The 20,822-nt window shown below is 60.4% G+C and carries 20 protein-coding genes; 13 read left to right on the top strand and 7 right to left on the bottom strand.

Translation table 11 applies throughout. The features are described 5' to 3' along the window. Positions 1 to 50: 50 nt before the first annotated feature. The 5 genes from prfA to P7F28_RS19130 all read left to right on the top strand — a co-directional run bounded on the left by prfA (position 51) and on the right by P7F28_RS19130 (position 3,845). Positions 51 to 1,133, top strand: a complete 1,083-nt coding sequence (gene prfA / locus P7F28_RS19150; RefSeq protein WP_277186162.1) for a peptide chain release factor 1 — start codon at positions 51 to 53, stop codon at positions 1,131 to 1,133. Next, on the top strand, positions 1,130 to 1,951 hold the full coding sequence (gene prmC, locus P7F28_RS19145) for a peptide chain release factor N(5)-glutamine methyltransferase (RefSeq protein ID WP_277186161.1): 822 nt from the start codon (positions 1,130 to 1,132) through the stop codon (positions 1,949 to 1,951). The genes prfA and prmC overlap by 4 nt, the downstream gene beginning before the upstream one ends. A 75-nt stretch (positions 1,952 to 2,026) precedes the next feature. Next, positions 2,027 to 2,338, top strand: coding sequence for a Grx4 family monothiol glutaredoxin (gene grxD, locus P7F28_RS19140; protein WP_035509911.1), 312 nt, complete (start codon positions 2,027 to 2,029; stop codon positions 2,336 to 2,338). A 15-nt stretch (positions 2,339 to 2,353) separates the two neighbouring features. After that, positions 2,354 to 2,959 (top strand): UbiX family flavin prenyltransferase, encoded by a 606-nt coding sequence (locus tag P7F28_RS19135; RefSeq protein ID WP_277186160.1) that lies wholly within the window; start codon positions 2,354 to 2,356, stop codon positions 2,957 to 2,959. A 100-nt stretch (positions 2,960 to 3,059) separates the two neighbouring features. Further along, entirely contained in the window at positions 3,060 to 3,845 is a 786-nt protein-coding gene (locus tag P7F28_RS19130; RefSeq protein WP_306805949.1) for a class III extradiol ring-cleavage dioxygenase, read from the top strand. Positions 3,846 to 3,899: 54 nt separating this feature from the next. On the opposite strand, the gene P7F28_RS19125 is transcribed toward P7F28_RS19130, so the two are convergent. Beyond that, a complete protein-coding gene (locus tag P7F28_RS19125; RefSeq protein WP_277186159.1) occupies positions 3,900 to 5,495 on the bottom strand; it encodes an APC family permease in 1,596 nt (531 codons plus the stop codon). Between the two features lie 449 nt (positions 5,496 to 5,944). Here P7F28_RS19125 and P7F28_RS19120 point away from each other — a divergent pair, with 449 nt between their 5' ends. After that, positions 5,945 to 6,148: a cold-shock protein gene (locus tag P7F28_RS19120; protein WP_016346375.1), complete on the top strand. Its 204-nt coding sequence runs from the start codon at positions 5,945 to 5,947 to the stop codon at positions 6,146 to 6,148. A 73-nt stretch (positions 6,149 to 6,221) separates the two neighbouring features. Here P7F28_RS19120 and P7F28_RS19115 read toward each other — a convergent pair whose 3' ends face one another. Then, positions 6,222 to 7,472: an Hsp70 family protein gene (locus tag P7F28_RS19115; protein ID WP_277186158.1), complete on the bottom strand. Its 1,251-nt coding sequence runs from the start codon at positions 7,470 to 7,472 to the stop codon at positions 6,222 to 6,224. A 214-nt stretch (positions 7,473 to 7,686) separates the two neighbouring features. Between P7F28_RS19115 and P7F28_RS19110 the strand changes: the two genes are divergently transcribed. After that, positions 7,687 to 9,150 carry an MFS transporter gene (locus P7F28_RS19110; RefSeq protein WP_277186157.1) on the top strand — a complete coding sequence of 488 codons (1,464 nt, stop codon included), beginning with the start codon at positions 7,687 to 7,689 and terminating at the stop codon, positions 9,148 to 9,150. Positions 9,151 to 9,157: 7 nt separating this feature from the next. Here P7F28_RS19110 and P7F28_RS19105 read toward each other — a convergent pair whose 3' ends face one another. Together P7F28_RS19105 and P7F28_RS19100 are read right to left on the bottom strand one after the other, a co-directional pair. Next, a complete protein-coding gene (locus P7F28_RS19105) occupies positions 9,158 to 9,754 on the bottom strand; it encodes a nitroreductase family protein (RefSeq protein WP_277186156.1) in 597 nt (198 codons plus the stop codon). Positions 9,755 to 9,852: 98 nt separating this feature from the next. Further along, positions 9,853 to 11,136 (bottom strand): MFS transporter, encoded by a 1,284-nt coding sequence (locus P7F28_RS19100; RefSeq protein ID WP_277186155.1) that lies wholly within the window; start codon positions 11,134 to 11,136, stop codon positions 9,853 to 9,855. A gap of 114 nt (positions 11,137 to 11,250) precedes the next feature. Here P7F28_RS19100 and P7F28_RS19095 point away from each other — a divergent pair, with 114 nt between their 5' ends. Both P7F28_RS19095 and P7F28_RS19090 read left to right on the top strand, forming a co-directional pair. After that, positions 11,251 to 11,904: a TetR/AcrR family transcriptional regulator gene (locus P7F28_RS19095; protein WP_277186154.1), complete on the top strand. Its 654-nt coding sequence runs from the start codon at positions 11,251 to 11,253 to the stop codon at positions 11,902 to 11,904. After that, positions 11,901 to 12,455: a DUF1415 domain-containing protein gene (locus tag P7F28_RS19090; protein WP_277186153.1), complete on the top strand. Its 555-nt coding sequence runs from the start codon at positions 11,901 to 11,903 to the stop codon at positions 12,453 to 12,455. Before P7F28_RS19095 ends, P7F28_RS19090 begins: the two co-directional genes overlap by 4 nt. Positions 12,456 to 12,460: 5 nt before the next feature. Here the strand turns inward: P7F28_RS19090 and P7F28_RS19085 are convergent, their stop codons facing one another. Beyond that, positions 12,461 to 13,330, bottom strand: coding sequence for an SAM-dependent methyltransferase (locus tag P7F28_RS19085; RefSeq protein WP_277186191.1), 870 nt, complete (start codon positions 13,328 to 13,330; stop codon positions 12,461 to 12,463). 391 nt (positions 13,331 to 13,721) lie between these two features. Here P7F28_RS19085 and P7F28_RS19080 point away from each other — a divergent pair, with 391 nt between their 5' ends. Further along, entirely contained in the window at positions 13,722 to 14,042 is a 321-nt protein-coding gene (locus tag P7F28_RS19080) for a DNA-binding protein (protein ID WP_277186152.1), read from the top strand. Positions 14,043 to 14,090: 48 nt separating this feature from the next. Here the strand turns inward: P7F28_RS19080 and P7F28_RS19075 are convergent, their stop codons facing one another. Then, a complete protein-coding gene (locus P7F28_RS19075; RefSeq protein ID WP_277186151.1) occupies positions 14,091 to 14,789 on the bottom strand; it encodes a FadR/GntR family transcriptional regulator in 699 nt (232 codons plus the stop codon). Positions 14,790 to 14,997: 208 nt separating this feature from the next. Between P7F28_RS19075 and P7F28_RS19070 the strand changes: the two genes are divergently transcribed. From P7F28_RS19070 to P7F28_RS19060, 3 genes are read left to right on the top strand one after another with little or no spacing between them, the layout of a single operon-like run. Then, positions 14,998 to 16,110, top strand: coding sequence for a mannitol dehydrogenase family protein (locus tag P7F28_RS19070; protein ID WP_277186150.1), 1,113 nt, complete (start codon positions 14,998 to 15,000; stop codon positions 16,108 to 16,110). 51 nt (positions 16,111 to 16,161) lie between these two features. After that, entirely contained in the window at positions 16,162 to 17,445 is a 1,284-nt protein-coding gene (locus P7F28_RS19065; protein ID WP_277186149.1) for an MFS transporter, read from the top strand. A 7-nt stretch (positions 17,446 to 17,452) separates the two neighbouring features. Beyond that, entirely contained in the window at positions 17,453 to 18,976 is a 1,524-nt protein-coding gene (locus tag P7F28_RS19060) for a UxaA family hydrolase (RefSeq protein ID WP_277186148.1), read from the top strand. Positions 18,977 to 18,985: 9 nt separating this feature from the next. Here P7F28_RS19060 and P7F28_RS19055 read toward each other — a convergent pair whose 3' ends face one another. Beyond that, positions 18,986 to 20,620: an NAD(P)/FAD-dependent oxidoreductase gene (locus P7F28_RS19055; RefSeq protein WP_277186147.1), complete on the bottom strand. Its 1,635-nt coding sequence runs from the start codon at positions 20,618 to 20,620 to the stop codon at positions 18,986 to 18,988. Between the last annotated feature and the right edge of the window lie 202 nt (positions 20,621 to 20,822).

The raw sequence follows: 20,822 nt of genomic DNA, 5'->3' as shown, positions 1-20,822 counted from the left end.
CCTCCCCTGATTCGCAGTTTCTCCGGAGCACCCAGGCTCCAATCCGTCCGATGAAAACGAGCATGCAAAGCAAGCTCGACCAGCTTGCAAAACGCCAGGTCGATCTCAACGAGTTGTTGAGCCGCGAGGACGTCACGTCCGATATGGACCAATACCGCAAGCTCACGCGCGAGCACGCGGAAATCAGCCCGATCGTCGAACAATACGCGCTGTGGAAACAGGCGCTGACCGATGAATCGACCGCGCAGGAACTGCTCACCGATCCGTCGATGCGCGATTTTGCGGAAGAGGAAATCGGCGAGGCGCGCGAGCGGATGGTGAAGATCGAAAGCGATCTCCAGACGATGCTCTTGCCGAAAGATCCGAACGACGATCGCAATATCTTTATCGAAATTCGTGCGGGCACGGGCGGCGATGAATCCGCGCTGTTCGCGGGCGATCTGCTGCGCATGTATCTGCGTTATGCGGAGCGCAATCGCTGGACTGCGGAGACGATGTCGGAAAGCGTGTCCGATCTCGGCGGCTACAAGGAAGTGATCGTGCGGATCGCCGGGCAAGGCGCGTTTTCGCGGCTGAAGTTCGAGTCGGGCGGGCATCGCGTGCAGCGTGTGCCGGCGACGGAAACGCAAGGCCGGATTCACACGTCGGCGTGTACCGTCGCGGTGATGCCGGAAGCGGATGAAATCAGCGAAGTCGTGATCAATCCGGCGGATTTGCGTATCGATACATTTCGCGCGTCGGGCGCGGGCGGGCAGCACATCAACAAGACGGATTCGGCCGTGCGCGTCACGCACTTGCCGACGGGTATCGTCGTCGAATGTCAGGATGATCGCTCGCAGCACAAGAACAAGGATCGCGCGCTGAAGGTGCTGGCCGCGCGTATCAAGGACAAGCAGTATCACGAGCAGCACGCGAAGGAAGCGGCTACGCGCAAGAGTCTGATCGGTTCGGGCGATCGTTCGGAACGCATTCGCACGTACAACTTTCCGCAAGGGCGCATGACGGATCATCGGATAAATCTGACGCTCTACAAGCTCGAATACATCATGGATGGCGATATCGATGAATTGATCGCCGCGCTGGTTTCCGAGCATCAGGCGGAATTGCTGGCGGCGCTCGGGGAAGCGGAGTGACGGTCGCCGAGTTGCTTCAGGCGTCCGCGCTGCCTGCTTTGGAAGCGCGCATTTTGCTGATGCATGTGCTCGGCTGGCGGCGCACTGAACTCATCACGCGCGATCATGAATTATTGGGCGATGAGGCCGCAGCGCAGTTCGAAGCGTTGTCTCAGCGAAGACTCGATGGTGAACCCATCGCGCAACTCACAGGCAAACGCGAGTTCTTCGGACTCGATTTCGATGTCACGCCCGATGTGCTGATCCCGCGCCCGGAAACCGAATTGCTTGTGGAACTCGCGCTCGAAGCCATCGACGGAAAATCGGACGCGCGTGTGCTCGATCTCGGCACCGGCACCGGCGCAATCGCGATTTCGATCGCGCATGCGCGGCCCGATGCGCGGGTTTGGGCGGTGGATCGATCGCCGGAAGCGTTGGACGTCGCGCGAGGAAACGCCGCGCGCTTGCTGGATCAAAACACCGTCACGTTCATCGAAAGTGATTGGACCGCGAAGCTCGATCCGTCGCTGCTGTTCGAAGTGATCGTCAGCAATCCGCCGTATATCGCCAGCGACGATCCGCATCTCGAACAAGGCGATCTGCGCTTCGAACCGCGCGGCGCGCTTACCGATGACGCCGACGGTTTATCGGCGATTCGCAAGATCATCGAGACCGCGCCGTTTCTGCTCGCGAAGAACGGCGCATTGTGGATCGAACATGGCTACGATCAGGCCGATGCCGTGCGCACGCTGCTCCGGGCGCGCGGCTTCACCGAAGTCCATTCGATGTGCGATCTCGCGGGCATCGAACGATGTTCGGGCGGCTTGTTCACCGCGTGAGCATGAAAGCCTGTAAAAGCGAAATCCGCTATCATTTCAACAGTTAACCCACCGAATACAACGCGCAGGAACGCCATGGATACGCAAGAACGCATCAAGCAGATCGTCGATCAAAACCCGGTCGTCCTTTTCATGAAAGGCACCGCGCAGTTCCCGATGTGCGGCTTCTCCGGCCGCGCGATTCAAGTGCTCAAGGCATGTGGCGCGGATCAGATCATGACCGTCAACGTACTCGAAGACGATGCCATTCGCCAGGGCATCAAAGAATTTTCGAACTGGCCGACCATTCCGCAGCTGTACGTGAAGGGCGAGTTTATCGGCGGCTCGGACATCATGATGGAGATGTATCAGTCGGGCGAACTGCAACAGCTTTTCGCTGCTGCTTAAGTTTTTGTCTTGCACGTGAACGCGCCTGTGGCTTCCGCCAAGCGACGTCTGATCGTCGCCATCACCGGAGCAACGGGCGCTATCTACGGCGTGCGTTTGCTGGAAACGTTGCGTCGGCTGGGCGGTGTGGAAACGCATCTGCTCGTCTCCAGCGCGGGCTGGCTCAATATCCAGCACGAACTCGAACTCGATAAAGCCACCGTTCACGCGCTCGCCGATGTCGTCCACAGCGTGCGCGATGTCGGCGCGAGCATCGCGTCCGGCTCGTTCGCGACCGACGGCATGATCGTCGCGCCCTGTTCGATGCGCACGCTCGCCAGCGTCGCGCACGGTCTCTCCGATAATCTCATCACGCGCGCGGCGGATGTCGTGCTCAAAGAGCGGCGTCGTCTGGTGTTGCTGGTGCGCGAAACGCCGCTCAATCTCGCGCATCTGCGCAATATGACGGCGGTCACCGAAATGGGCGGCGTGATTTTTCCGCCGCTGCCGGCGTTCTATCAAAAACCGCAGACAATCGACGAAATGGTCGATCACACCGTCGATCGCGTGATCGATCTCTTCGGTCTGAGCCAGCCGATTTCGCACGCGTGGCAGGGCATGCGCGGCGGCGAAAGCGACTGATTAACAACATCGGCGACACAATTCGTTGCCGATCGAGCCGTTTATCAACGCGCATAACGGCCTTACATTCGATGGCAACCAAGCTAACTTTGCCGCCATCATGAGCCTCCCGACCGTTTTCATCTCCCACGGCGCTCCGACGCTGCCCATCGACCCGTCGATGCCCTCGCGCGAATTCGCATCGCTTGCGCACACGCTGCCTCGCCCGCGCGCGATTCTGATGCTTTCCGCGCATTGGGGCACGGCGCAACCCGTCGCGAGCGTTGCCGAGCGTCCCGAAACCATCCACGATTTCTACGGTTTCCCGCGCGCGCTGTATGAATTGCGCTATCCCGCGCCCGGCGCACCCGATCTCGCCCGCGACGCCGCCGCCATGCTCGACGCGCACGGCATTCCCGCCGCGACCATTGAACACGGACTGGACCACGGCGCGTGGGTGCCGCTCCTGCTCATGTTCCCGGACGCCGACGTGCCCGTCGCGCAACTGTCGATTCAGCCGCGTCTGGACGCCGCGCATCACTTCCGTCTGGGCCGTGCGCTGCGTGAGTTGCGCAAGGACGGCGTGATGATCGTCGGTTCCGGGCAGATCACGCATAACCTGCGCATGGCCGATTTCGGCGCGCGTCCGGAAGATGCCGATCCGCGCGTCGCCGAATTCACGGACTGGTTCGAAGATCGCCTCGAAGCGCGCGATATCGACGCCCTGCTCGACTATCGCGCCCGCGCGCCGCACGCCGCGCTGATGCATCCGACTGACGAGCATTTGCTGCCGGTTTTCAGCGCGCTCGGCGCGGCAGCGGATGATTATCGGCTCGGCATTCAATCGCTCGGCACGTTCCAGCGCGCGCTCGCCATGACCAACTACGTCTTCTCCGACGCGCAATGAAAAACGCCCGCCTGATTGCTCAGGCGGGCCTTTTCGCTTGCTCGCGAAACCGGCTTACGCGCCGACTTCGTTGAGAATGTCTTCGTGGCTTTCGCGCTCGTCCAGATAGTCCGTGCGATAGCCGGTGTGCACGCCCCAGTAGTAGAACACCAGCGCGCACACGCCGACGACCGCCATGTCCCAGCCGTACGGCAGCACGCCGCTGCCGCCGAATTCTTTGCTGCCGATCAGCGACAGCACCGCCATCGTCGGCAAATAGGCGATCAGCCACCACGCGGCCTTCAGATCGCGGCCCCAGCCGGCGAAACCGGTCTTGCCCTGAAAGTAGAAGTACACCGGCAGCGCGACGACCATCAGCAGGATGATTTCGCCAGTCAGCGGCCACTTCGCCCAATACAGCACCAGCGACGCACACACGAACGCGAACGGCGCAACCGCGCCCATCAGCGGCAGACTGACCGGGCGATCCAGATCCGGCGCGGCGCGGCGCAGCGCCATCAAGCTGACCGGACCCGTGAGGTATGAAATCACCGTGGCCACCGAAATCACCGCCGCCAGCGTGCCCCAACCGCGGAAGAAGAACAGGAATATGAAGGACACGAGCAGGTTGAACCACATCGCCTGACGCGGCACGCCGTAGAACGGATGCACGTTGCCGAACATCTTGGGCATCGTGTTGTTGCGCTCCATCGCGTAAATCATGCGGGTGGTGGTGGCCATGTAGGTCGTGCCGGTGCCGCTCGGGCTGACGAAGGCATCGACATAAAGGAGCACGGCGAGCCAGTTCAGGCTCAGCGCCAGCGCCAGTTCCGCGAACGGCGACGCGAAGTTGAAGTGGTTCCAGCCCTTCAGCACGTCAGCCGGATTCACCGCGCCGATGTACGCGACCTGAAGCAGCACGTAAATCACGAGCGCGAGCAGAATCGAGCCGATCACCGCGAACGGAATGCTCGTCGAAGGATGACGCGCTTCGCCCGCCAGATTCACCGGGCTCTGAAAACCGTTGAAGCTGAATACGATGCCGCTGGTCGCCACGGCCGTCAGCACCGCTGGCCAGCCGTACGGCGCGAATGTCGTGCTCGTGCCGAAGTTCTGCGAGTGAAAGCCGGTGTAGATCAGCCCGGCGATGGTCGCGCCGGGAATCAGGAATTTGAAAATGGTGATCGCGGTATTGGCGCGCGCGAACACCTTCACGCCCCAATAATTCAGCATGAAATACACAATCACTAGCAACGCCGATAACGCGATGCCCGTGGTCGTTAACGTTTCGTTGACAAAGAGCGCATGCGCCCAGTCATACGGCCACGTGCTCATGTACTGAATGGACGCTTCCGCTTCGATCGGAATCACCGATACGATCGCGATCCAATTCGCCCACGCGCTGATAAATCCGACCAGCGCGCCGTGCGAATAGCGTGCGTATCGAACCATGCCGCCGGATTCCGGGAACGTCGCGCCGAGTTCGGCGTAAGTCAGCGCAATCGCCATGATGACGACCGCGCCGATCACCCACGCCAGCAGCGCAGCCGGCCCGGCGATCTTCGCAGCCTCCCACGCGCCGAACAGCCATCCCGACCCGATGATGGACCCGAGACCCGTCAGCATGAGCGCCCACGGGCCGATGTTTCGTTGTATCGAACTAGTCGTCACATTCTTCTCCTATGTCTCGCATCGCAGGCAATTCTTGATTTCGGGGACAAATCCCGCCCTCGGACGCCAGAATCGAGCCCGACGCCCGGCGATGCCGGTGCAACCAAAATTTGGCGCGTAGTTTAACGGTTGCACCTTTCGATTGCAGCCACGGCGACGACAAATTGCATAAATGCTGCTTAATCTCAGGTCAGTTTTGTGCTGTGAGGATCTGATGGCGTAACGTTTTCGCCGATCATCTCAAAAAAACCCCTTCAGCCTGGTCGGATATTATTTGACCGCGAAATGGATTAGCCGTATAAAGCTTCTTGCAGGATTTCAAGTGGCGAGTGAAGTGGTTCTTTCGTAGGTTCGCCATCACGGTATTCCGGTTGGTCCCATTGCCCCTTCCTTGATTTTCATGCACCCCTGGCTTCGGCCTTATTCATCAATTTTTTGGAACAAGTAACATGGAAACCGGTACCGTCAAGTGGTTCAATGACGCAAAGGGCTTTGGCTTCATCACTCCGGATGGCGGCGGCGAAGATCTGTTCGCGCACTTCTCGGAAATCCGCATCGAAGGCTTCAAGACGCTTCAGGAAAACCAAAAGGTTACCTACGAAGTGAAGACTGGCCCGAAGGGCAAGCAAGCAGCGAACATCAAGCCGGCCTAAGGCTCGCGAGAATTCCGCAAGAAAAACCCCGCTTCGGCGGGGTTTTTTGTTGTTGACACCAAATATGACTGTTTCAGCCAAAGACTCGTTGGGCGTAAATACCGAGTCCTGTCGCGACGCTGGCGAGACGATCGCCGAAAACCGGCTGAGCGGCCGGAAACGCGGCTGAGAGCGCCTCGGACAGAAAACGCAGGCCAGTGGTGCCACCCGTGAAATAAATCGCGCTGACGTCCGTTTCCGCGATTCCCGCGCGCTTCACCGTCTCACGCGCCGATTGCACGATCCGCTGCGTCTCATCGCGCCCCGCTTCGATCAGCTTTTGCTCGTCGAAGGCCACGCGCAACGCTTCTTCCACCTCTTCCATATCGATTTCGGTCGTGCCGCCAGCGGCGACATCGATCTTGGCTTCTTCCGCGTGCGCGGTCAGCGCGTGCCCGAGCCGGCGATCGACGACGCGCATCAGGCGATCGTGGAAATGCGTGTCCGGGTAAAGATGGCGCATCAACTGCAATTCGCTGACGCGCTTGGGCGTGTAGACCGTGTTGATCAGATGCCACGTCGCCAGATCGAAATACACGCGATTCGGCACCTCGCGGCCCTGCGGATCGAGCGTCTGATAGCCAAGCTCACGCAGAATGGTCGATAACTCCACGCGGCGGTCGAAGTCCGTGCCCGCGACGTGCACGCCGTGATGCGCCAGCACATCGCTTTTGCGATCCATATGCTTCGCGCGTTCGGGCCCTACGCGGACCAGCGAAAAGTCCGACGTACCGCCGCCGATATCCGCGACGAGCACCAGCCCTTCCTGCGTCAGACGCGCTTCGTAATCGAACGCGGCGGCGATCGGTTCGTACTGGAAGTGGATTTCCTTCAAACCGACGGCGTGCGCGCACGCTTCGAGTTGCTTCTGCGCCAGATTGTCGGCACGCGGGTCGTCATCGACGAAAAAGACCGGGCGGCCCAGCACGGCGCGCGTAAGCGGCTCCGCGGCGAGCTTTTGCGCCTTCTGCTTCAGATGCTGAAGGAACAGCGTGATGACGTCGGTGTATTTGATTGCCGAGCCGTCGCCGAGATCGGTACTGGTGTCAGCGAGCGGCGAGCCGAGAATGCTCTTCATCGAGCGCATCAGACGGCCGTCGAATCCGTCGATATACGCCTCGAGCGCCGCGCGCCCGTACGACTGGTTATTCTCGTCAGTGTTGAAAAAGACGGCTGTCGGCAGCGTGACGGCGTCGCCCTCGACCGGCGCGAGCCGGATTTTCAGGCCATCGGGCAAGGCGACGGCGGAGTTCGACGTGCCGAAATCGATCGCACAGTAAGTCATGGCGTGAGGCGGCGCAGCAACGGCGCGCCGCGTGCAAAGTGGATCGCGTTTTTAACACGTAAGAAGTCCTGCATCAACCGCGATCGCAGTAATTCTCAACCGGCAGCGTCATTCGACAGGTTTCGACCAAAGCGGAATGCAACTTGCTGTCGGAGCGGCAATTTCTTCTCTTTCATCGGTGCGTGAGTGAGCAGCAGAAAGCGCGCCCAATCTTATGAGCGAAACCGCATCGACAGAACGATCCGACGTGATCGAAACCGATCTTCCCGGCCGCCTCGACCGCCTGCCGTGGGGCCGCTTTCACACGCTGATCGTGTTCGCGCTCGGCATCACTTGGCTGCTCGACGGACTCGAAGTGACGCTGGCGGGCGCGGTGGCGAGCGCGCTGAAAGCGAGTCCGGCGCTGCATTTTTCGAACGCGGATGTGGGAATTGGCGGGAGCGCGTATATCGCGGGGGCGGTGCTCGGCGCGCTCGGTTTCGGCTGGCTCACAGACCGTCTGGGACGCCGCAAGCTGTTTTTCATCACTTTGTTCCTCTACGTCGCGGCGACCGCTGCAACGGCGTTTTCGTGGGATTTGGCGTCGTTCGTGCTGTTTCGGTTTCTGACAGGCGCGGGGATCGGCGGCGAATATACGGCCATCAATTCGACGATTCAGGAATTCACGCCCGCGCACTATCGCGGCCGCACCGATCTCGCCATCAACGGCACGTTTTGGGTTGGCGCGGCGATCGGCGCGGGTGGATCGCTCGTGCTGCTCGATCCGGGTCTGATGCCGCCCGATTGGGGCTGGCGCGCGTGCTTTCTGATCGGCGCGGCGCTCGGTTTGTCGATTCTCTTTATGCGGATGTGGGTGCCGGAGAGTCCGCGCTGGCTTATTACGCATAACAGGCTCGACGAGGCGAAACAGGTCGTCGAAGAGATCGAGGCGCACTTCCGCGAACACGGCGGCCAGATTCCGGATACTCCCGTCAAACCGCTGCGGCTGAAGGCGCGCGAAGGCACGCCGTTACGCGAAGTCGCGCATTCTCTGTTCAAGGTGCATCGGCGGCGCTCGCTGGTCGGGCTGATGCTGATGACCGCGCAGGCGTTCTTCTACAACGCGATTTTCTTCACCTACGCGCTCGTGCTGACCGACTTCTACAAGGTGCCGGGCGATCACATCGGCTGGTACGTGCTGCCGTTCGCGGCAGGCAATTTCCTTGGTCCGGTGCTGCTCGGCAAGCTGTTCGATGTGATTGGCCGGCGACGCATGATCGCGTTCACGTACGCGATTTCCGGCATTTTGCTGACCATCAGCGGATGGATGTTCATGCAAGGCATGCTCACCGTGACGACGCAGACCATCGCGTGGATGGTGATTTTCTTCTTCGCGTCGGCGGCGGCGAGTTCGGCGTATCTGACAGTGAGCGAAACCTTTCCGCTCGAAATTCGCGCGCTGGCGATTGCCGTTTTCTATGCGTTCGGCACGGCGCTCGGCGGCATCATCGGGCCGACGCTATTCGGGCATTTGATCGATACACACGAGCGCGGCGCGGTGTTTATCGGCTATCTGATCGGCTCGGCGCTGATGATCGCGGCGGCGATTGTCGCGGGGATTTGGGGTATCGCGGCGGAGCGGAAATCGCTCGAAGAAATCGCGCGGCCGCTGTCGGCCGCGGATGCTTCCGCCGACTAAGGCTGGATTATTCGAACGCGCGATTCCACGCGCCTTCGAATGCCGATTCACCCAGCGGCTTGCGCGCACGCGGCGCGGCTTCGCGTTCGCGCAGCGTGTCGTCGAGCTTATCGACGTCGCCGAAATGGCCGAGCGCGATCACCGCGATGATTTGTATGTCGGAGGGAATCGAGAAAGCGCTGCGGAACGCGTCGCGGTCGAAGCCGCCCATTTGATGCGTCGCCAGGCCGAGCGCGTGGGCTTGCAAGACGAGCGCCATCGCGGCGGCGCCGGTGTCGTAGGCGGCGGTTTTGGCGGGATCGCCCTTTGGCGTGACCGTGGTCGCCGTGACGCAAATCAGCACCGGCACGGTCACGTTCCACGCCTTGTTGCCGGGCATCAGCGTGTCGTACGCGCGCTGGAATTCGGCGGCGTGGCGTTGTCGATCGAATACGAGGAATCGCCACGGCTGCAAATTGCTCGATGAAGGCGCCCAACGCGCCGCTTCGAGCACCTGATGCAGTTGCGCACGATCCACCGGCTGATCGGAAAACGCACGCGGGCTCCAGCGGCCCGAGAAAAGCTCGTGGATATCGATGTCGGTCGGAGCAGGTTTTGCGGTCATGGCTTTGTCCTTGTCGGGAAGCGGAAAAACAAACGGTGCGCATCGACAAAAATGCGCGCCGCGTTTGCGACAAGGATAACAAGGACGCCCGATCCGGATCAGGTCGCCGCCACGCCCGCCGATCGCCCGATACGATGAATCCGCAGCACCGTCACCGCCGCGACGAGGCACAGACCGCCCGAGATCATCGTCGCGACCGTGTAGCTGCCGAGGCTCGTGCGCAGCATGCCCGCGCCGAGCGCCGCGAACGCCGCGCCAAGCTGATGCCCCGCGACCACCCAGCCGAACACGATCGGCGCGGTGTCGCGGCCGTAGACATCGGTGGCGAGACGCACGGTCGGCGGCACGGTGGCGATCCAATCCAGCCCGTAAAACACGGCGAACAGCGGCAAACCGAAGAAGTCGATACCAAATGCGTACGGCAAATAAATCAGCGACAAGCCGCGCAGACCGTAGTACCAGAACAGCAGATAGCGCGCGTTGAAGCGGTCCGACAGCCAGCCCGACAGCGTCGTGCCGAACAAATCGAAGATGCCCATTGTGGCCAGCAACGTCGCGCCTTGCACTTGCGTCATGCCGTAGTCGGAGCACATCGCGATCAGGTGCGTGCCGACATAACCGTTCGTGCTTGCGCCGCAGACGAAGAAACTGAAGAACAGCAGCCAGAAATCGCGCGTTTTGCTCGCCATCGCCAGCGTGCCGAATGCGACCTTGATCGGATTCTTCGGCGGCGGCAGCGCGGCGGGCGGTGTATCGGCGGATTGGCCAACCGGATGCAGACCAACGTTCACCGGACGCTCGGGCAGCAGCCACGCGACCAGCGGCACCACGATCGCCGCCGCGATTGCCACCACGAACACGACCGGACGCCAGCCGTGATGTTCGGAAATCGATGCAAGGAACGGCAGGAACACGAGCTGGCCGGTCGCTGAACTCGCGGTGAGAATGCCCATCGCCAGACCGCGATGCGTGGTGAACCAGCGATTCACCACCGTCGCCGACAGCGTCAGCGCCGCGACGCCCGTGGCGCTTCCGACCATCACGCCCCAGACGAGCACCATTTGCCACGGCGCGGTCATCATCGACGAAATGGCGACGCCAGCGGCCAGCGTGGTCAGCGCGGCGAGCAGCGTAGGACGCACGCCGAAACGCTGCATCGCGGCTGCGGCGAACGGGCCGGCGAGACCGTACAGCGCGAGGTTGAGCGAAATGGCCAGCGAGATCGTGCTGCGGCTCCAGCCGAATTGTTTCTCGAGCGGCAGCATCATCACGCTCGGCGTGGCGCGCGTGCCCGCCGCCGCGAGCAGCACCAGAAACACCACGCCGACCACGATCCAGCCGTAGTGCATCCGGCCTTCAAACCGCTTCGCTACCCAATTCATCGCTGCTCCGTTCGTCTGATAAGTTGGCGACGTTACCGCTCGGTCACAATTGAAGTTGCGAGCTTAGTTACCGATCGGTAACATGTCAAGCATGCACGCACGACTTTTAAGGAGATGACTGTGACACGATCATCCGCCGACCAGCCTAAAATCCCTGCCCGCCGCAGTGTCCGCACCGACGGCGCGACCGCGCAGGCGCAATTGCTCGACGCCGCGCAGGAGTTGTTCTATCGCGACGGCATCCGCGCGATCGGCATCGATGCCGTCGTGGAGCGCGCGGGCGTCAACAAGATGAGTTTGTATCGACGGTTCGCGTCAAAAGATGAACTCGTGACTGCGTATCTTGATCGCATGCACGAGAATTATCAGAAGCGATTCGAGGCGAGTGTCGCCAAACATCCGGACGATCCCGCCGCGCAGCTTTTGCAGGCGCTCGACGATCTTGTTGCGCGCGCGTCCGCAGTGGATTATCGCGGCTGTCCGTTTTTGAACGTGGCGTGCGAATTCCGCGATCCGGCGCATTCGGCGCGTCTTTCGGTCGAACGGAATAAGCAATATTTGATGCGGCGCCTCACCGAAATCAGCACGGCGGCGGGCGCGGCGAATCCGCGCGAACTGGCGGAATCGTTCGCGCTGCTGGTGGACGGCATTTACGCGACGAGTCAGACTTATGGTCCCGGCTCCGGGCCGATGCTCGCCGCGCCGCGCATCGCGCGAATGTTGTTGGATGCGGCAATCGCATTAAAGAAAACTCAGGAAAACGTATGAATGACAGCAGTACCCGCGATGAAGTGATCGCGGCCACTCAGCATTGGCTCACGCGCGCGGTGATCGGACTGAATCTGTGTCCGTTTGCTAAAAGCGTGCACGTGAAAGGACAAGTGCGCTACGTCGTTAGCGATGTGCGCCGCGTGGAAGATTTGGTAGTCGAACTAACCGATGAATTGCGCTTGCTCCACGACAGCAATCCCGAACAAATCGATACAACGCTATTTATCACGCCGCACGCCTTCGCCAATTTCACCGATTACACCGACGCGCTGTTCTTCGCGGATCGTTTGCTCACCGAATTGAAATTATCGGGCGATCTGCAAATCGCGAGTTTTCATCCGCATTATCAATTCGAAGGCACCGAACCGGACGATATCAGCAACTACACGAATCGCGCGCCGTATCCGATTTTTCACTTGCTGCGCGAAGCGAGCATCGATCGCGCGGTCGCCGCGTTTCCCGATGCCGCCGATATCTACGAACGCAATATCGAAACGCTCGAACGCCTTGGGCACGATGGCTTCAAGGCGTGGATGCAACAATCCTGACGGGATTATTGAGTAAAGAAACGCTCGCGCATTTCTTCGAGTCCGAGCGTTTCAAGCACATCTGACAAACGCTGCGCAGGCCGTCCACGCGGCAAGTCCTTGAACTGGGCGATGATCAGTTCGTTCTTCATCGAATGTTCCCAGCCGACGAGTTCCGTCACGCTGACCTGATATCCGTGCGATTCGAGTTGCAGGCAGCGCAACACATTCGTGATCTGGCTGCCGAATTCGCGCGTATGCAGCGGATGCCGCCACATTTCCGTCAGCACATTTTTCGAAAGCGACTGTCCCTTATTTTTGCGCAGCACCGCCGCCACTTCCGCCTGACAACACGGCACCACGACGATGTACTTCGCCTTCTTTTGCAGAGCGAAGTGGATGGCGTCGTCGGTTGCGGTATTGCAGGCATGCAGCGCGGTGACGATATCGATCGAATCAGGCAGACGATCTGAATCAATTGATTCGGCCACCGACAGATTGAGAAACGACATTCCATCGAAGCCGAGTCGCTTTGCCAATTCTTCGGACTTGTGGACGAGTTCTTCTCTCGTCTCAATTCCAAAGATGTGTGACCGATCGCGCAGAGTCTTAAAGAACAGATCGTAGAGAATAAACCCAAGGTAAGACTTCCCCGCGCCGTGATCCACCAGCGATACGGAACCCTGGCGCGCGTGAACGTCGGCAAGCAGCGGTTCAATGAACTGATACAAGTGATAGACCTGTTTCAGTTTTCGGCGGCTGTCTTGATTCATCTTGCCGTCGCGCGTGAGGATATGAAGTTCCTTGAGCAGTTCGATCGACTGGCCAGGACGGATTTCGTGTTTGGCTGATGGGTCGGGTTTGTTTTCGGCCGACGCCGAAGTCTTGCTGTTCATCGTGGGAAGGATGGAGTGAATGAAAAGCGGAGCATGTTCGCGCTGAATGTGCGCTAACCGCTGGTTCTTCCGTCTCAAAAGGGGAAGTTTACCCAAAAGCGCAAAGACGCTCTTGTTCCAGCCATCGGACGCTCGGTGTGCATGCGAGCAGCAACGCGCATGGAACAGTTCGTGCATCGCCCGACAATGAGGCCATTGGAAGGACGACACACAAGCGTGGGCAGCGCCCGCCACGCGCCGAATGCAGCAGGGCAGAAGCAATAAGCTGGTAACGAGCCCGCGCTTCGACACGCAACTGCGTCGTCACCGCGCTCAGGCTTTGTTACGTAACACCTAACGCACAGCGCCGCGAATGCGACTCGCAGCGCCATGAGATCTAGAGAGGACGGCGATGGATGCGATCCCGGACAAGAAAGCAGAGAAACAGTTTCAGGACATGCTGGCGTTACTGACCGCAATGCCGGCGTGGAGCGAGAAGCAGCAACTCGAACTCGAAATGGCCCGAGAGATTTCCGTGGAAATGTTGCGCCTCGCTGAATCGATGCGCGACGGTTCCACCGATATCGAATCGTGTCTGACCATGCTGAAGTACGCGAAGGTAATGGACTTCGTACTGACGACGCTCGCCTCGCGACGTGAAATCGCGCCGCAGACGCTGCGCGTGATCTTCAAGCTCGCGGGTTTGAAGGTGGACGAAGCCTATCCTGGCTGACACGGGCAGACTCTCCGAGCCGGCGCGTTTCGCAAGGATGCGCCGGCTTTATTGTTTCTTGCGCGTCATCAGCCGTTCGGCCGACTTTCGCATGTGACGCTGCATCGCGGCTTGCGCCTGGACGGGATCGTGCGCTTCGAGCGCCTCGAGAATCTCCAGATGCTCGCCGAGTGCAGCGGCCCAGGTTTCTTCGCCCTCGAAATGTCCGCGCAACGTTGACGACAACGGACTATGCCGTTCGTCATAGAGACTGCCGACCGTTCGCGCTAAAACATCGTTGCCCGACATCTGCGCGATCGCCACGTGGAACGCGCGATCGGCGCTGTTCGGAATTTGGCCGTTTGCGACTTCGCGGGCCATTGAATCGTAGAGTGCGCGCAGCGTTTTGAGCGCCTTCGGTTTGGCGAACGGCGCGACGCTCGCGGCAATTCCGCCTTCGATCACGCTGCGCGCGTTCATGATTTCGATCGGACTTTCACCAAGTTCCGCCTCCTCGCGCGGCGCTTTCGCCTCCGGCCCGGCAACGATATACACGCCCGAGCCCATGCGAATTTCCACCCGCCCTTCCAGTTCCAGCGCCACCAGCGCCTCGCGCACCGATGGCCGCGACACGCCCAGCGTCTGCGCGAGTTCACGCTCCGATGGCAACCGGCCATTCGGCGCGAAATCCTGCTGCTCGATCAATCCACGCAGCTTGTCGGCAATCTGAAGATACAGACGACGCGTTTCAGCGGGCTTTACGCTCAAGGGCAGACTCCTGCTCAGGCTCGGGGAAAACGTGAATTGTAATCAACGGAAGCGTTGACGGGCCGTGCCACGGGCGTCTGCCCGATTTCGACGCCTTTCAAGTGGCTTGACCAATTTGTTTTCATGCCTCTAGTATGCGATCTGGTAAGGCCGCGTGGCCGAATTTTTTTGCGGCGATCTGGAACCGTTCCCAACGATAAACCCCGCGATGAGCAATCCGATCCTCCAGTTCGGCACCAGCCGATTCCTCCAGGCGCACGTCGATTTTTTCGTCGCGCAGAATCCGGCGAAGGCGCTCGGCAAAATCACCGTCGTGCAGACGACGACCAGCGCCGACAGCGCCGCGCGCATCGATGCGCTGCGGGCAAACGGACGCTATCCGGTGCGCATCCGCGGTCGTCAGCGCGATGAAACCATCGACGTGACACTTGAGTGCGATTCGATTACGGAAGCGCTGAATGCGAACGAAGACTGGCCGCGGCTGCTGGAACGCATCGAGCGCGACGTGAAGGTAATCGTGTCGAACACGGCTGATGCCGGTTACGCCGTCTTCGATGAAGACACCGCCGATCTGCTCGATGGCCAGCGCACGCCGCGCGGCTTTGCGGCGAAGCTCGCGGTTCTGCTGCACGCGCGCCATCAAGCGGGTGGCGATGCCATCACGCTGCTGCCCTGCGAACTCGTCTCGCGCAACGGCGATACGCTCCGCGATCTCGTGCTCGGCATCGCGCGCGGCTGGAATGTGGACGACGCGTTCATCGAATATCTGACAACGCGCTGCGTGTGGGTGAATTCGCTGGTCGATCGGATCGTTTCCGAGCCAATTCTGCCGGTCGGCGCGATTGCCGAACCCTACGCGCTGTGGGCCATCGAGCGGCAGGCGGGCATGACGCTGCCGTGCGAACACGAAGACATCGTCGTGACGGACGATCTCGCGCATTACGAGCGCCTCAAATTGCTGCTGCTGAACCTCGGCCACACGATGCTCGCGGAAATCTGGCGCAAGCGCGACGGCGCACCCGACATGACCGTTCTCGACGCCATGCACAATCCGTCGTATAGCGATCCGGTGGAAGCCGTCTGGGGCGATGAAGTGCTGCCGGTTTTCAACGCGCTCGGCCAAGGCGACGTCGCCAGCGACTATCTGGCCAGCGTACGAGATCGCTTCGAAAACCCGTTCCTCGTGCATCGGCTCGCGGACATCGCGCGCAATCAAGATGAAAAGAAAATCCGCCGCTTTCAGCCGGTGATCGACATGGCGCGCGAACTCAAACTCGATATCGAACAAAAGCAACTGCGCGAAGCACTGAAATCCGCCTGAGAGCGGAACGCGTCCCCCCTTTTTCCAGCAAATCGTTCACGGAGACAAACGATGCGCAAAATGCGTTGGGTAGTGATATTTTTGGCCTTTCTGGCCATCGCGATCAACTATATCGATCGCGCAAATCTCGCGGTTGCCGCGCCGCAGATCGAAAAGGCGCTCGGCATCGGGCCGGCGGAAATGGGCTTTATCCTGAGCGGCTTCTTCTGGACTTACGCGCTGATGCAGATGCCCTTCGGCTGGTTCGTCGATCGCGTCGGCGCGCGGATCGCATTGCCGCTGGCGGTCGGCTGGTGGTCGCTGTTCACGGCGCTCACCGCATCCGCGACTAGCGTCGCGGGCATGTTCGGCTGTCGGTTGATGCTCGGCGTCGGTGAGGCGGGCGCGTATCCGTCTTGCGCGAAGCTCGTATCGCAATGGTTCAAGCCGGAGCAACGCGCGTTCGCCACCAGCATTTTCGATAGCGGCTCGCGCGTCGGCTCCGCGCTGTCGATTCCCGTCGTTGCGCTCATCATCAGTTCGTTCGGCTGGGAAGCGTCGTTCGTGATTACGGGCGTGCTCGGCGCGGTGTGGATTCTCGGCTGGTTCCTGATCTATCGCACCAAATCCAAGGGCGATATGACCGGCGCCGAAGATGCGCCGCCCGTCAAATCCGTCGCGCCGAAGAACAAAGTGTCGTGGGCCTCGCTGTTCAAGTACCGCACGCTGTGGGGCATGATGCTCGGCTTCTTCTGCCTGAACTTCGTGATCTACTTTTTCATCACCTGGTTCCCGAGCTATCTCGTACAGGCGCATGGCTTCTCGCTGAAATCGCTCGGCACGCTCGGCATGATTCCCGCGTTGATGTCGATTCCGGGCGGCTGGCTCGGCGGCATCGTGTCGGATTCGCTGTTCAAGCGCGGCTGGAGTCTCACCGCGGCGCGCAAGACGTGCATGGTCGGCGGCATGTTGTTGTCATCGGTGATTACGTTGTCGGCGTTCACGTCGAATGTTTATCTGATGCTCGCGTTTTTCGGCATCGCGTATGGCAGCCTTGCGTTCGCCGCTGCCAGCATCTGGTCGCTGCCGGGCGATGTCGCGCCGAGTCCCGATTACGTTGCATCGATCAGCGGAATTCAGAACTTCGCGTCGAATCTCGCGGGCATCGTTATTACGACGTTCACGGGCGTCATGCTCGCTATCACCAAAGGCTCGTTCACCATTCCGTTGTGCGTGGCGGGCGGATTCTGCTTTCTCGGCGCGTTCAGCTATCTTGTAATCGTCGGCAAAGTCGAACCGCTCAACAGTGCCGAAGCGGAATCGCTCCGCGACGAGCACGCCCCCTCTACGATCTGAGAAAAACATGTCCTCCACCATACGGCTGCATCCCAAGGACGATGTCGTGATCGCGACGCGTCAGTTGCTTTCGGGCGCGGAGATCGCCTCGGAAGATCTCGTCGTGACCGGGCTGATTCCGCCGGGACACAAGATCGCGACGCGCGCGATTGCGGCCGGCGAACCGGTCAAGCGCTATAACCAGATCATCGGCGTGGCGCGCGAGGCGATTGCGCGCGGCGCGCATGTCCACACCCACAATTTGTCGATGGCCGATTTCGCGCGCGAGCACGAGTTCGGTATCGATAAGCATCCGACGCCTTTCGTCGATACGCCCGCGACTTTCATGGGCATTCGCCGCGAAGACGGTCGGGTGGCGACGCGCAATTTCATCGGCGTGCTGACGAGCGTGAATTGCTCGGCGACCGTCGCGCGCGCGATTGCCGATCACTTTCGGCGCGATGTGCATCCGGAGGCGCTGGCGGAATATCCGAATGTCGATGGCGTGATCGCTCTGACGCATGGCCTGGGATGCGGTATCGATATGCAAGGCGATGGCTTGCAGATTCTGCGCCGCACGCTTGCCGGTTACGCCGTGCATCCGAATTTTCATTCGGTCCTGTTCGTTGGGCTGGGATGCGAGACGAATCAGATTTCGGGCGTGCTCGAATCGAGCGGACTGAAGGACGGCACGCATCTGAAAACCTTCACGATTCAGGATAGCGGCGGCACGCGCAAGACCATCGAACGCGGTATCGCGATGGTCGAGGAGATGCTTGCGGATGCGAATCGCGTGAAGCGTGAGCCGGTGCCGGCTTCGCATCTGATCGTCGGATTGCAGTGCGGTGGATCGGATGGTTACTCGGGCATTTCGGCGAATCCGGCGCTGGGTGCGGCCGTCGATAAGCTCGTCGCGCACGGCGGCACGGCGATTTTGTCGGAGACGCCGGAAGTATATGGCGCAGAGCATTTGCTGACGCGACGCGCAGTGAGCCGCGAAGTCGGTGAGAAACTGCTGGCGCGGATCAAGTGGTGGGAAGCGTATTGCGAGCGCAATGGCGCGGCGATGGACAACAATCCGTCGGCGGGCAACAAGGTCGGCGGGCTGACGACGATTCTGGAGAAATCGCTGGGCGCGGTCGCAAAAGGCGGCACGACGAATCTCGTCGAGGTGTACGAATACGCGCAGCACATCGACGCGAAGGGCTTCGTCTTTATGGATTCGCCCGGCTACGATCCGATGTCCGCCACCGGTCAGGTCGCATCGGGCGCGAACCTGATTTGCTTCACGACGGGACGCGGCTCGGCTTATGGCTGCGCGCCGTCGCCATCGCTCAAACTTGCGACGAACTCTGCGTTGTGGGAGCGGCAGGAAGAGGATATGGATATCAACTGCGGCGGCGTGATCGATGGCACCGCGACCATCGATCAGCTAGGCGAACAGATTTTCCAAATGATGCTGGATTGCGCTTCGGGTGTTGCATCGAAGAGCGAACTGCATGGGTACGGACAGAGTGAGTTCGTGCCCTGGCAGGTCGGCGTGGTCACCTGATTTGCTGGATTACGCGGTCGCTGCGTGCTGCTTCATCATGCTCAACGCGACCGCTTCAGCCACTTCGATACCATCGATTGCCGCTGAATAAATCCCGCCCGCATAGCCCGCGCCCTCGCCCGCCGGATACAAGCCTTCAGTATTGATGCTCTGATAATCGTCCTTCCGGCGCAGCCGCAACGGCGACGATGTGCGTGTCTCGACGCCGGTCAGCACGGCGTCGTGCATCGCGAAGCCTTTGATCTTCTTGTCGAGTTCGGGCAGCGCTTCGCGGATTGCTTCGATCACGTAATCGGGCAGCGCGGTACTCAGATCGGTCGGCTTCACGCCGGGTTTATACGACGGCACGACCGAACCCAGCGATGTCGATGCACGTCCCGCGATAAAGTCGCCGACGAGCTGTCCCGGCGCGGAGTAATCGCCACCGCCCAGCTCGAAGGCGCGCTCTTCCCACTTGCGCTGAAAATCGATACCCGCGAGCGGACCGCCCGGATAATCCTCCGGCGTAATCCCCACGACGATACCCGCGTTCGCGTTGCGCTCGGCGCGCGAGTATTGACTCATGCCATTCGTCACCACACGCCCCGGCTCCGATGTCGCCGCAACGACGGTTCCGCCGGGACACATGCAGAAGCTATACACCGCGCGCCCGTTGCTGCAGTGATGCACGACTTTATAGTCGGCCGCGCCGAGCTTTTCATGACCCGCGAACTTGCCGAACCGACTCCGATCGATCACACCCTGCGGATGTTCGATGCGGAATCCCAGAGAGAACGGCTTGGCTTCCATGTAGACGCCGCGATCGTGGAGCATCTGGAACGTATCGCGTGCGCTATGTCCTACGGCCAGCACGACGTGATCGCTTTTCAACGTTTCGCCGTTGGAAAGCTTGAGTCCGCGAACCTTGCCGTTATCGATCTCGATATCTTCGACACGATGTTGAAACCGCACTTCCCCGCCAAGCTGATGGATCTGCGCACGCATCTTCTCGACCATGCTCACCAGCCTGAACGTCCCGATGTGCGGGCGGCTCAGCCACAAGATGTCTTCCGGCGCGCCGGCTTTGACGAACTCATCGAGCACCTTGCGACCGTAGTGCTTCGGGTCTTTGATCTGGCTGTAGAGCTTGCCGTCCGAAAACGTGCCTGCACCGCCTTCGCCAAACTGCACGTTCGACTCCGGATTCAGCTCATTGCGACGCCACAGTCCCCACGTGTCCTTGGTGCGCTCCCGGACAGCCTTGCCTCGTTCGAGGATGATCGGACGGAAACCCATCTGCGCCAGAATTAACCCCGCGAACAACCCACACGGCCCCATTCCGATAACAACCGGTCGCTGCAAATTGGAACGCTCCGGCGCCTTCGCGACGAAGTGATACGCCATATCTGGCGTCGCTCCGCAGTGCGGTTGCGGATTCGCTTCCAATCGTTTTAGTACAGCTTGCTCATCCGTCAACTCGACATCGATGATGTATGTGAGCTTGATGTCTCCACGCTTCCGGGCATCGTGCGCACGACGAAACACGTCGAAGCGAACTAACTCATTCGCCGCCACGTCGATTTCTTTCAGACGCGCAAGGACAGCGACTTCGATGGCCGAATCGGGATGATCGAGCGGGAGCTTGATTTCGCTTAGACGTAGCATGGGAACTTGGTGAAGACGGTGGTGCGCGAGGCAAAGGGAAATTCTAGCGCTCATCGCATCAGTACAGGCGGTGCGCTTTATTCGACGCCCCAAACGCAAAAACCCCATCCGTGTGTGGATGGGGTTTTTGTTTGCAGCATGAGGAGCCTGACGATTACCTACTTTCACACGGGAGCTCCGCACTATCATCGGCGTGGAGTCG

Origin of the sequence: Caballeronia sp. BR00000012568055 (assembly GCF_029439455.1) — a bacterium.
GTDB lineage: Bacteria > Pseudomonadota > Gammaproteobacteria > Burkholderiales > Burkholderiaceae > Caballeronia.
This window is presented reverse-complemented; position numbering and strand designations above follow the sequence as displayed.